The sequence below is a fragment of the Streptomyces sp. NPDC046303 genome, assembly GCF_055588085.1.
This window is the reverse complement of the sequence record NZ_JBVJFA010000012.1, coordinates 198,273-211,210: the sequence shown is the minus strand read 5'-3', so window position 1 is coordinate 211,210 and position 12,938 is coordinate 198,273. Positions and strand designations below refer to the sequence as shown.

The window sequence follows — 12,938 nt, the reverse complement described above, 5'->3', positions numbered from 1 at the left end:
ACGCCCGGTTACATTCCGAACCCGGAAGCTAAGCCTTTCAGCGCCGATGGTACTGCAGGGGGGACCCTGTGGGAGAGTAGGACGCCGCCGAACAACCCGCCCTTTTAGCTCAGTCGGTAGAGCGTCTCCATGGTAAGGAGAAGGTCAACGGTTCGATTCCGTTAAAGGGCTCCAAAGAAAAAGGCCCCCGCCTCGTGGCGGGGGCCTTTTTGCGTTTGTCAAGTCCCGACTTTCCGGGTCGTGACCAGGGGCGCGGCACGAGGCGCAATGGGATCACGGATGACGGACCAGGAGGCAGACGGCCTCCTCGCCTCATCCGCAGTCCGAGCCCTCGAGCTGCGGAAGGAGCCCCTCATGAGCATCGCAAGGATCCGACGCCTGGTACTGAAGATCGTGACGGCCTGGGAGCCGGAAGCCGACGGCTCCTGCCCCACTTCCCCGGTCTCCGCCAGGCCGCTCACAGCGCCGGAACCGGCACATGCCGTCGTCCCCCGCGCCGGCAACGATCGACGTGCCTGGGTCCCGCAGATGGCGGCCCCGTCGTTCATGATCCTGTCGACGCGGCCCCGGCGGTGAGCTGAAAGGGCCGGGGCGCGGTCAGTCGCCCACGCGCTGCTGCGGGACACGGAACGCCAGGATGGCCATGTCGTCCGAGGCAGGCTCCGCCGCGAAGCGTTCCACCGCGCGCAGGACACGGGAGGCGACCGCCCCCGCGGTGAGGCCCGTGCACGTGGTGAGGACCTCCGCGAGGCCGTCGTCGCCGAGCATGCGGGCGCCCTCGCGGCGTTCGGTCACACCGTCGGTGACGCAGAGCAGGACATCGCCCGGGTCGAGGGTCAGCGTCTGCTCGTACAGCTCCAGGTCGTCGATCACGCCCAGCAAGGGCTGGGGGTCGGCGGCCGGGAGCACCTCGCCGTTCGGACGCAGGCGCAGCGGCAGCGGATGGCCGGCGCAGACGACCTTCATCAGGGCGCCGCCGTCCGGCTGCGGATGGAGCTCTCCGTACAGGAGGGTGAGGAAGCGGCTGCGGGCACCCTCGTCGAGGATCGCCGCGTTGAGGCGTTCGAGGACGGCGGGGCCGCCCAGGCCCTCGCGGGCCAGCAGCCGCAGGGCGTGGCGGGCCAGACCCGTGACCGCTGCCGCCTCCGGGCCCGTACCGCAGACATCGCCGATGGCGAAGCCGTACGCGCCGTCGCGGATCGGGAAGACGTCGTAGAAGTCGCCGCCCACCTCGTTTCCCTCGCCGGCCGCGCGGTAGATGACCTCGACCTCCATACCGGGGATCGCCGGGGAGCCGGGCGGCAGCAGGCTGCGCTGGAGGGAGCGGCTGATCGCGGTCCGCTCGGAATACAGGCGGGCATTGTCGAGGGCGAGGGCGGCCCGGCGGGAAAGGTCCTCCGCGAGTTCGAGGATCTCCTGGCGGAAGTGCTCCTCGCTGGGCTTGCCGAGGGTGAGCATCCCGATCACGCGGTTGCGGGCCATCAGCGGGAGGACGACCGTCTCCCCGCCGACGGCCAGCGCCGTTTCCGGCCAGGGGCGGGAGCCGGCCCCGCGGACCGGTTCGGGCGGGCTCACCCGGGAGAGCAGGGCCTTCAGGCCGTCGATGCGCTCCTCGTCCTCGTGCAGCACGTAGGAGAGGTACGGATCCGAGGACTGGTCGGCGATGGTGTACACGGCGCACCAGGTCGCGAGGGTGGGGACCGTCATCTGGGCCATGAGGGCCAGGGTCTGGTCCCGGTCGAGGGTGCCGGCCAGCAGGTCGGAGGCCTCGACGAGGAAGGACAGCGAGCCGCGGCGAAGGCGCTCGAGCTCGCCCAGGCGGGCGGACTCGACGGCGAGTGCGATGCGGTCGGCGGCGAACTGGAGGCGCAGGGCCTCCTCGTTGGAATAGCGGCCGGGGACCTCGGCGGCGACGCCGAGGGAGCCGGTGAGCCGGCCCTCGACCTTGAGGGGGACGGTCACCACGGACCGCATGCCGGTGGACTCCAGCAGCGGGACGGCTCCGGGAACTGCGGCGAGGTCGTCGTGGACGGCGGGCATGCGGGCCGATCCGTACCGGTTGGTGCCGGCCTCGACGGGGACGCGGGCGAAGCGCTGTCGGGTGGAGGGCAGGCCGGTGGTGGCGCGGACCTCCAGCTCCGTCTCGTCGTCGGTGGCGAGGAGGAGGAAGGCGGCGTCGGCGTCGAGGAGGTCGCGGGCCCGCTCGACGGTGCGCTGGAGGAGGCCGTCGAGGTCGTCGGGGGCGGGCGAGCCGATGAAGACCTCGAAGGGGTCCGCGGGGCGGGGCTCGGTGAGCTGGCCGCCGTCGGCGGGGATCCGTACGGGGGTCTGCAGGAGGGCGCGCTCGTCGTCGTGGACGAGGAGACAGACGATGGAGGGTTCGCCATGGGCGTCGCGTACCCGGAGGTGGGAGGCGTAAACGGGGATGACGCGGCCGTCGGAGCCGCGGATTCCGTAGCTGCCCTCCCAGCGGGACAGGCTCAGTGCCTCGGCGATGCCGGTGCCGGTGCCGGGGGTCTGCGGCCAGGCGGCGAGCTCGGCGAGCGCACGGCCGACGACCTTCTCGGCGGGGTAGCCGAAGATGTGCTCGGCGTCCTCGTTCCAGGCGGAGACGGCTCCGGCGGCGTCGATCTGGAGGACGGCGACGCGGACCCGGCTGTCGGCGAGGGGAAGCAGCTGGTCGGGCACGACGGGGCCCGCGGATCGGGTACCGACCGGACGGTCCGGGAGGTCGAGGCGGAACCACACGTGCTTGTGCGTGGCGGTGTACTCGACGCCCCAGCGGGTGGCGAGGGCGGCGCAGAGCATCAGGCCGCGGCCGTTCTCGCGGTCGGGGTCGGCGTACGGGCGCTCGCCGGGGTGCTGGAGCGGGAGCTCGCGCTCCGGATAGCGGTCGGCGACCTCGACGCGCACGCCGTCGCCGGAGCGCAGGCACAGGACCTCGGCGCGGGTTCCGGCATGGACCACGGCATTGGTGACGAGCTCGCTGGTGAGCACCACCGCGTCGTCGACGATGTCCGCGAAGCCCCAGCCCTGCAGGGTGTCGCGGACGAACGCGCGGGCGGCGGCGACCGAGCGCCCGAGAGGATCGAAACTGGCAGCCGCCCGTGCCGTGATCACGAGTCTCCTTCGACGCGGTTGGACATCGAGTGCCAGGTTACTTACCTTCGCGGTCGGCATGGTGCCGTCGTCGGGGATTCCACCCGCAGGGTACGGCGGGTGTGCGATGGTGCCGAAGTGTTATGGCCGGGTTCGGCCAGGGTGAAACACTGGGCAGGCTTGAAGAGCCGGGTGGGGACACTCGTAGCCCGGCGGAACAGCGGTCGACCCTTTCGGGAGGGACACGGTGGAGTCTGGCGCAGCGGTGCGGCGTACGGGAACGCGGCCGAAAGGCGGGCGGTCCCGGCGCGGCGGCACGACCGAGGTCGATACCGCCGCTCTGAACCGGCTGCTCACGGCCCTGGTGTCGATGCGGGACGGGAACTTCCGCAAGCGGCTGACGGTCTCCGGCGAGGGCGTGATGGCGGAGATCGCCGCCGTCTACAACGAGGTCGCCGACCGCAATCTGCACCTGACCGGGGAGCTGTCGCGGGTCCGCAGGATGGTGGGCCGCGAGGGCAAGCTGAGCGAACGGCTGGAAACCGGTGCCTGTGAGGGCTCCTGGGCGGCCGCGATCGACGCGTCCAACCAGTTGGTGGACGATCTCGCCCGGCCGGTGTCCGAGGTGGGCCGGGTGCTGTCGGCGGTCGCCGAGGGTGATCTGGACCAGCGGATGGATCTGCGGACCCAGGCCTCGGACGGGGTGGGGCATCCGCTGCGCGGGGAGTTCCTGAAGGTCGGGCGCACGGTCAACAACCTGGTCGACCAGCTGTCCGCGTTCACCGACGAGGTGACGCGCGTGGCGCTGGAGGTGGGTACCGAGGGCAAGCTCGGCGGCCAGGCCCAAGTGCGCGGAATGTCCGGTTCTTGGAAGGATCTGACCGACTCCGTCAACACGATGGCGTACCGGCTCACCGCTCAGGTGCGTGACATCGCTCTCGTCACGACGGCGGTCGCGAAGGGCGATCTGTCGCGCAAGGTCACCGTGCACGTGGCCGGCGAGATGCTCCAGCTGAAGAACACCGTGAACACCATGGTGGACCAGCTGTCCTCCTTCTCCTCCGAGGTGACCCGCGTCGCCCGCGAGGTGGGTACGGAGGGTGAGCTGGGCGGTCAGGCGAAGGTGCCCGGGGTCGCCGGTGTGTGGAAGGACCTGACCGACTCCGTCAACACCATGGCGGGCAACCTGACGGCCCAGGTGCGCGGTATCGCGCAGGTGACGACGGCGGTCGCGAACGGTGACCTGTCGCAGAAGGTACGGGTGAGCGCGCGCGGCGAGGTCGCGCAGCTGGCCGAAACGATCAATCAGATGACGGAGACCCTGCGGACCTTCGCGGACGAGGTCACGCGCGTGGCCAGCGAGGTCGGCGCCAAGGGCCTGCTCGGCGGGCAGGCGCAGGTGCCGGGGGCGGCGGGGACGTGGAAGGACCTCACCGACTCGGTGAACACGGTCTTCCGCAACCTGACCACGCAGGTGCGCGACATCGCGCAGGTGACGACCGCCGTGGCCAACGGCGATCTGTCGCAGAAGGTCACGGTCAACGTGGCCGGCGAGATGCTGGAGTTGAAGAACACCGTCAACACGATGGTGGACCAGCTCCAGTCCTTCGGTGCGGAAGTGACGCGCGTGGCCCGTGAGGTCGGCGTCGAGGGCGAGCTGGGCGGCCAGGCGCAGGTGCCCGGGGCCGCCGGTACCTGGAAGGACCTCACCGACTCGGTGAACACCGCCTTCCGCAACCTCACCGGTCAGGTCCGCAACATCGCGCAGGTGACGACGGCGGTGGCCAACGGCGACCTGTCGCAGAAGGTCACCGTGGACGTCTCCGGCGAGATGCTCCAGCTGAAGAACACCGTGAACACGATGGTGGACCAGCTGTCCTCGTTCGCCGACCAGGTCACGCGGATGGCGCGGGACGTGGGCACGGAGGGCCGGCTCGGCGGCCAGGCCCGGGTCGAGGGGGTGTCCGGCACCTGGAAGGAGCTCACCGACTCCGTCAACTTCATGGCCGGGAACCTGACCTCGCAGGTGCGCCAGATCGCCCAGGTGACCACGGCGGTGGCGCGCGGTGACCTGTCGCAGAAGATCGACGTGGACGCGCGGGGCGAGATCCTGGAGCTGAAGAACACCATCAACACGATGGTGGACCAGCTCTCGGCCTTCGCGGAGCAGGTGACCCGGGTGGCCCGGGACGTGGGCACCGAGGGGCGGCTCGGCGGTCAGGCGCAGGTGCCGGGCGTGGCGGGTGTGTGGCGGGACCTGACGGATTCCGTGAACGGCATGGCCGGGAACCTGACCTCGCAGGTGCGCAACATCGCGCAGGTCGCCACGGCGGTGGCGCGCGGTGACCTGTCGCAGAAGATCGACGTGGACGCCCGGGGCGAGATCCTGGAGCTGAAGAACACCCTCAACACGATGGTCGACCAGCTCTCGAACTTCGCGGAGCAGGTGACCCGGGTGGCCCGCGAGGTGGGTACCGAGGGCATCCTCGGCGGCCAGGCCGAGGTGAAGGGCGTCTCCGGCACCTGGAAGGACCTGACCCAGTCCGTCAACTTCATGGCCAACAACCTGACGTCGCAGGTGCGCAACATCGCCGAGGTGACCACGGCGGTGGCCATGGGCGACCTGTCCAAGAAGATCACCGTCGACGCGAAGGGCGAGATCCTCGAACTCGTCACCACCGTGAACACGATGGTGGACCAGCTGTCGTCGTTCGCGGAGCAGGTGACGCGGGTGGCGCGCGAGGTGGGTACCGAGGGCATCCTGGGCGGTCAGGCCCGGGTGCGCGGGGTGACCGGCATCTGGAAGGACCTCAGCGACAACGTCAACACCATGGCCGGGAACCTGACGGCCCAGGTGCGCGGGATCGCGCAGGTCTCGGCGGCGGTGGCCAACGGCGACCTGACCAAGAAGGTCACCGTGGAGGCGCGCGGCGAGGTCGCGCAGCTCGCGGACACGGTCAACACGATGGTGAAGACCCTGTCGTCGTTCGCCGACGAGGTCACGCGCGTGGCCCGCGAGGTGGGTACGGAGGGCCGCCTGGGCGGTCAGGCGCACGTACCGGGTGTCTCGGGGACGTGGAAGGACCTGACCGATTCGGTGAACTTCATGGCGTCGAACCTCACCGGTCAGGTGCGGCAGATCGCCATGGTCACGACCGCCATCGCCAAGGGCGATATGACCAAGAAGATCGACATCGACGCGCGCGGTGAGATCCTCGAGCTCAAGACGACCATCAACACGATGGTCGACCAGCTGTCCTCGTTCGCGGACCAGGTGACGCGGGTGGCCCGCGAGGTGGGTACCGAGGGCATCCTGGGCGGCCAGGCCCGGGTCCGGGACGTCGACGGCACCTGGCGGGACCTGACGGAGTCCGTGAACGAGATGGCCGGGAACCTCACCCGGCAGGTGCGCGCGATCGCGGCCGTGGCCACCGCGGTGACCCGCGGCGACCTCAGCCTGAAGGTCGACGTGGACGCGGCGGGCGAGATCCAGGTCCTGCAGGACAACATCAACACGATGATCGTCAACCTGCGCGACACCACCTTGGCCAACAAGGAGCAGGACTGGCTCAAGGGCAACCTGGCACGGATCTCCGCGCTGATGCAGGGCCGCCGGGAGCTCGACGACGTGGCTTCGCTGATCATGAGCGAGCTGACTCCGGTGGTCTCGGCGCAGCACGGTGCGTTCTACCTGGCCCTGCCGACCGGCGGGAGCACCGAGATCGGGACGGACGGCGGCGCGGAGGGCTCGTACGAGCTGCGGATGCGCGGCAGTTACGCCTATGCCGGAAGCCAGATGCCCACCTCCTTCCGGCCGGGGGAGGGGCTGATCGGGACGGTCGCCGAGGAGAAGCGGACGATCCTGGTCGAGAACACCCCGCCCGGCTACCTGAAGATCTCCTCGGGGCTCGGCGAGGCGCCGCCGGCGCACGTGATCGTGCTGCCGGTGCTCTTCGAGGGGAAGGTGCTCGGCGTCATCGAGCTGGCGTCCTTCACGCCGTTCACGCAGATCCAGAAGGACTTCCTCAGCCAGATCGCCGAGATGATCGGTACGAGCGTCAACACCATCAGCGTCAACTCCAAGACGGAGATGCTGCTGAAGCAGTCTCAGGAGATGACCGAGCAGCTGCGCGAGCGCTCCGACGAGTTGGAGAACCGGCAGAAGGCCCTGCAGGCCGCGAACGCGGAGCTGGAGGAGAAGGCCGAGCTGCTGGCCCAGCAGAACCGGGACATCGAGGTGAAGAACACCGAGATCGAGGAGGCCCGGCAGGTCTTGGAGGAGCGCGCCGAGCAGCTCGCGGTCTCCATGCGCTACAAGTCCGAGTTCCTCGCGAACATGTCGCACGAGCTGCGGACCCCGCTCAACTCGCTGCTGATCCTGGCCAAGCTGCTCGCCGACAACGCCGACGAGAACCTGTCGGGCAAGCAGGTGGAGTTCGCCGAGACCATCCACGGTGCCGGTTCGGACCTGCTCCAGCTGATCAACGACATCCTCGACCTGTCGAAGGTCGAGGCGGGGAAGATGGACGTCTCCCCGACGCGGATCGCGCTGGTCCAGCTCGTGGACTACGTGGAGGCCACCTTCCGGCCGCTGACGGCGGAGAAGGGGCTCGACTTCTCGGTGCGGGTCTCCCCGGAGCTGCCGGCCACCCTGCACACCGACGAGCAGCGGCTGCTGCAGGTGCTGCGCAACCTGCTGTCCAACGCGGTGAAGTTCACCGACACGGGGGCGGTGGAACTGGTGATCCGCCCGGCCGGGGCGGATGTGCCGACGGCGATCCGGGAGCAGCTGCTCGAGGCCGGATCGCTGCGGGAGGCGGACGCCGACCTGATCGCGTTCTCGGTGACCGACACCGGGATCGGGATCGCCGCGAGCAAGATGCTGGTGATCTTCGAGGCGTTCAAGCAGGCCGACGGGACGACCAGCCGCAAGTACGGGGGCACGGGTCTGGGCCTGTCCATCAGCCGGGAGATCGCCCGGCTGCTGGGCGGGGAGATCCACGCGGCCAGCGAGCCCGGCCGCGGTTCCACCTTCACGCTGTACCTGCCGCTGCACCCGAGCGAGCTGCCGCCGCAGGGGTACGCGCCGCCCACGCCGGGCGGCGGCCGCGCCGAGATGTACCGCAGGCCCGCCGAGGAGGCACGGCCCGCGCTGCCGGCGGCTCCGGCGTCTCCCGCGCCGATGGCCCCGGCGCAGCCCGCTCCGGCGCGGGCGGAGCGCTCGGGGCTCCCGGGCGCCGAGCCGGGCCAGGGCGGGGCCGCGCTGTTCCGGCGCCGGCGCAAGGCGCTGAGCGACCTGGAGCCGCGTACGGCCGTGCCGGGGCAGCCCGGGGCGGCGGGGGCCGAGGACGGCTGGGGCAGCGCGCAGGAGGAGCTCCCGGCGGCGCCCCGGACGTACGACTTCCACGGCGAGAAGGTGCTCATCGTGGATGACGACGTGCGCAACGTCTTCGCCCTGACCAGCGTGCTGGAGCAGCACGGGCTGGCGGTGCTGTACGCGGAGAACGGCCGGGAGGGCATCGAGGTCCTGGAGCAGCACGACGATGTGACGGTCGTGTTGATGGACATCATGATGCCGGAGATGGACGGGTACGCCACGACCTCGGCGATCCGGCGGATGCCGCAGTTCGCTGGGCTGCCGATCATCGCGCTGACGGCGAAGGCGATGAAGGGGGACCGGGAGAAGGCGATCGACTCCGGTGCTTCCGACTACGTCACCAAGCCGGTCGACCCCGACTACCTCCTGTCGGTGATGGAGCAGTGGATGCGCGGGAAGTGATCACCGGGCGAGCGGGCTGACAACGATTGCCGACGTACTGTGCCCGATGCGGTGTGGGAGGGCCGTGAACGGGGAACCTTCAGCTCTCCCACCGCGTTTCTGCTTCGTGCACAGTGACATCTTGGTGACAGGGTGTGGCGATCTCGGGACTGGGGCTACGATGACCGGCACAAGGACGGACGGCGCAAGGATGCCGTCCTCTGGGGCGGGGCCCGGCGCACAGGCCGGCGCCCGGAGCCGGGGAGGCCCCATGCCGGGGCGAGGAGGACAGGGCATGGTGCAGAAGGCCAAGATCCTCCTGGTCGACGACCGGCCGGAGAATCTGCTGGCGCTGGAGGCCATCCTCTCCGCGCTCGATCAGACACTGGTCAGGGCGTCGTCGGGGGAGGAAGCGCTCAAGGCGCTGCTGACGGACGATTTCGCGGTCATCCTGCTGGATGTGCAGATGCCGGGAATGGACGGATTCGAAACGGCCGCGCACATCAAGCGGCGGGAGCGGACCCGGGACATCCCCATCATCTTCCTCACCGCGATCAACCACGGTCCGCACCACACCTTCCGCGGGTACGCGGCCGGTGCGGTGGACTACATCTCCAAGCCCTTCGACCCGTGGGTGCTGCGGGCCAAGGTCTCGGTCTTCGTGGAGCTGTATACGAAGAACTGCCAGCTGCGCGAGCAGGCGGCGCTGCTGCGCCTCCAGCTGGAGGGCGGCGGTTCGAACGGCGTGGACGGCAGCAAGGAGACGGCCGGCCTGCTGGCCGAGCTCTCCGCGCGGCTCGCCGCGGTCGAGGAGCAGGCCGAGGCGCTGACCAAGCAGCTCGGCGAGGATTCGGCCGAGGCGGCGGTGGTGGCGACCGCGGCCCACCTGGAGCGCAAGCTCACCGGGCTGCGGCGGGCGCTGGACGCGCTGGAGCCGGGGGCCGGCGGGGGCGCCGTACTGCCGGTTCAGGGCTGAGCGGAGCCCCGCCTGGCGGTGCGTCAGGTCTGGCGGTGCGTCAAAGCGCCTCCGGATCGGGCGACACGAACGGGTGAAGGGGTGGGCACGCGTGTCCACTGGCGTGGACACCGGTAATCTCGGGCCCATGGCCTCACGTACGTCCGGCAAGGGTTCCCCGAGCACCGCGGGCACCGCGAAGGGCCGCACCGGCCGTACCTCGGCGCCGGCGAAGAAGGCGGCTCCCGCGCGCAAGCCTCCCGCGAAGAAGGCCGCGGCCGCCCGCCGCGCCCCGGTCAAGAAGACCGCGCCCAAGCCGGCGCCGTCCCCGACCGGGGGTGTGGTGCGGCTGGTGCGGGCCCTGTGGCTCGGCTGCGCGCACGCGGTCGGCGCCGTCTTCCGCGGGATCGGCCAGGGTGCCAGGAACCTCGACCCGGCCCACCGCAAGGACGGCGTGGCGCTGCTGCTGCTCGCCCTCGCGCTGATCGTCGCCGCCGGAACCTGGTCGAACCTGAGCGGTCCCGTCGGGGATCTGGTCACCATGCTGATCACGGGTCTCTTCGGACGACTGGATCTGCTCGTGCCGATCCTGCTCGGCGTCATGGCGGTACGTTTCATCCGCCATCCCGAGCAGACCGACGCCAACGGCCGCATCGGCGTCGGGCTCTCCGCCCTGGTCATCGGGGTGCTGGGACTGGTCCACATCGCCTGCGGAGCGCCCGGCCGCGACGAGGGCACCACCGCCATGCAGAACGCGGGCGGGCTGATCGGCTGGGGCGCCTCCAAGCCGCTGATCTTCACCATGGGCGCGCCGCTGGCCGTGCCGATGCTGGTGCTGCTGACGGTCTTCGGGCTGCTCGTGGTCACCGCCACCCCGGTCAACGCGATCCCGGAGCGGCTGCGGCGGCTCGGGATCAAGCTCGGGATCATCGCGCCGAACGAATACGACGAGGGGTACGGGCAGCCCGAGGGCGCGGCGGGCGCCGCCGACCGGCACGATCCGGAGCGGTGGCGGGCCCGCACCGCAGCCGGGCAGGACCCCGCCGGCCCGGTGGACGCCGCCGAGGAGGAGGCTCTGGCCCGGCGGCGCAGGCCGCGGCGGTCCGCGTCCCGGCCGGCCATGGACCGCGAGATGGACGCCGTCGACGTGGCCGCGGCGGCCGCCGCCGCGCTGGACGGGGTGGTCTACGGCGGGCTGCCGCCCTCCCCGCTGGTCGCCGACCTCACCCAGGGGATCTCCGTCGAGCGCGAGGGCGTGGAGGTCACCGCTCCGGTGCCGCCCGCCCGCGAGGGACGTCCCGTACCGCGCCCGGCAGCAGCGGCAGCGGACGGGCCGGATGGGCCGGACGGGCCGGTCGGGGGCCCGCAGGACACCACCGCCGCGGCCTCGGGGACGCTGGCGGTACCGGACCTGACCAAGGCCCCGCCGCAGACCCAGGCCCTGCCGCCGCGCGCCGAGCAGCTCCAGCTGCGCGGGGACATCACGTACGCGCTGCCCTCGCTGGACCTGCTCGAGCGGGGCGGGCCGGGCAAGACCCGCAGCGCCGCCAACGACGCGGTGGTCGCCTCGCTGACGAACGTGTTCACCGAGTTCAAGGTCGACGCGCAGGTCACCGGCTTCACCCGGGGCCCGACGGTCACCCGCTACGAGGTGACCCTCGGCGCGGCGGTGAAGGTCGAGCGGATCACGGCGCTGGCGAAGAACATCGCGTACGCCGTGGCCTCGCCCGACGTGCGGATCATCAGCCCGATCCCGGGCAAGTCCGCCGTCGGCATCGAGATCCCGAACACCGACCGCGAGATGGTCAACCTGGGCGACGTCCTGCGGCTGGCGGACGCGGCCGAGGACGACCACCCGATGCTGGTCGCGCTGGGCAAGGACGTGGAGGGCGGCTACGTCATGGCCAACCTCGCGAAGATGCCGCACGTGCTGGTCGCCGGTGCCACCGGCTCCGGAAAGTCCTCCTGCATCAACTGCCTGATCACCTCGATCATGGTCCGGGCGACCCCGGAGGACGTCCGGATGGTGCTGGTGGACCCCAAGCGCGTCGAGCTGACGGCGTACGAGGGCATCCCGCACCTGATCACGCCGATCATCACCAACCCCAAGCGGGCCGCCGAGGCGCTCCAGTGGGTCGTGCGCGAGATGGACCTGCGCTACGACGACCTGGCCGCCTTCGGCTTCCGGCACATCGACGACTTCAACCAGGCCATCCGGGACGGCAAGATCACACTGCCGCCGGGCAGCGAGCGCGAGCTCAGCCCGTACCCGTACCTGCTCGTGATCGTCGACGAGCTGGCCGACCTGATGATGGTGGCCCCGCGCGACGTGGAGGACTCGATCGTCCGCATCACCCAGCTGGCCCGTGCGGCCGGCATCCACCTGGTGCTGGCGACCCAGCGGCCGTCGGTGGACGTGGTCACCGGTCTGATCAAGGCGAACGTGCCCTCGCGGCTGGCGTTCGCCACCTCCTCGCTCGCCGACAGCCGGGTCATCCTGGACCAGCCGGGCGCCGAGAAGCTGATCGGCAAGGGTGACGGGCTGTTCCTGCCGATGGGCGCGAACAAGCCGGTCCGCCTCCAGGGCGCCTTCGTCACCGAGGACGAGATCGCCGGGATCGTGCAGCACTGCAAGGACCAGATGGCGCCCGTCTTCCGGGACGACGTCACCGTCGGCCAGAAGCAGAAGAAGGAGATCGACGAGGAGATCGGCGACGACCTGGACCTGCTGTGCCAGGCGGCCGAGCTGGTCGTCTCCACCCAGTTCGGCTCCACCTCGATGCTCCAGCGCAAGCTGCGGGTGGGCTTCGCGAAGGCCGGCCGGCTCATGGACCTGATGGAGTCGCGCGGAATCGTCGGACCGAGCGAGGGCTCCAAGGCCCGCGACGTGCTGCTGAAGGCCGACGAGCTCGACGCGGTACTCGCCGTCATCCGCGGGGAGGCCCCGGCGTGAGGCCGCCGGCCCGCCGGGAAATACGGGCGATATCGCGGGCAACCGTTTCCCTTCGGCTCGCGTCCAGTTGAAGGGAGGAGGCGGCACGCGCTCGGTACGTGTACGGCGCAGTGCCGCCGCACCGGGCGGAACCTTCCTCGCCATTCGGATGGCGTAGGAAGTGCACCCTCCGG

Annotated in this window: 5 protein-coding genes, 1 tRNA gene and 1 rRNA gene; 6 read left to right on the top strand and 1 reads right to left on the bottom strand. The window is 70.7% G+C overall.

Translation table 11 applies throughout. From position 1 onward, the window contains the following. The 3 genes from rrf to ACZ6I1_RS15400 all read left to right on the top strand — a co-directional run. Positions 1 to 93, top strand: a 5S ribosomal RNA gene (gene rrf / locus ACZ6I1_RS15410); the annotation flags it as partial. Positions 94 to 98: 5 nt separating this feature from the next. Then, positions 99 to 174, top strand: a tRNA-Thr gene (locus tag ACZ6I1_RS15405). Between the two features lie 180 nt (positions 175 to 354). Further along, positions 355 to 576 carry a hypothetical protein gene (locus ACZ6I1_RS15400; protein WP_469287307.1) on the top strand — a complete coding sequence of 74 codons (222 nt, stop codon included), beginning with the start codon at positions 355 to 357 and terminating at the stop codon, positions 574 to 576. Between the two features lie 21 nt (positions 577 to 597). On the opposite strand, the gene ACZ6I1_RS15395 is transcribed toward ACZ6I1_RS15400, so the two are convergent. Beyond that, positions 598 to 3,180 carry a SpoIIE family protein phosphatase gene (locus tag ACZ6I1_RS15395; protein ID WP_469287305.1) on the bottom strand — a complete coding sequence of 861 codons (2,583 nt, stop codon included), beginning with the start codon at positions 3,178 to 3,180 and terminating at the stop codon, positions 598 to 600. Between the two features lie 166 nt (positions 3,181 to 3,346). On the opposite strand from ACZ6I1_RS15395, the gene ACZ6I1_RS15390 reads away from it, so the two are divergent. The 3 genes from ACZ6I1_RS15390 (at position 3,347) to ACZ6I1_RS15380 (ending at position 12,765) form a co-directional block, all read left to right on the top strand. Further along, positions 3,347 to 8,878 (top strand): HAMP domain-containing protein, encoded by a 5,532-nt coding sequence (locus ACZ6I1_RS15390; protein WP_469287303.1) that lies wholly within the window; start codon positions 3,347 to 3,349, stop codon positions 8,876 to 8,878. A gap of 274 nt (positions 8,879 to 9,152) precedes the next feature. Further along, positions 9,153 to 9,833 (top strand): response regulator, encoded by a 681-nt coding sequence (locus ACZ6I1_RS15385; protein ID WP_446594636.1) that lies wholly within the window; start codon positions 9,153 to 9,155, stop codon positions 9,831 to 9,833. A 127-nt stretch (positions 9,834 to 9,960) separates the two neighbouring features. Then, positions 9,961 to 12,765 (top strand): FtsK/SpoIIIE family DNA translocase, encoded by a 2,805-nt coding sequence (locus ACZ6I1_RS15380; RefSeq protein ID WP_469287300.1) that lies wholly within the window; start codon positions 9,961 to 9,963, stop codon positions 12,763 to 12,765. The last annotated feature ends 173 nt before the right edge of the window (positions 12,766 to 12,938 follow it).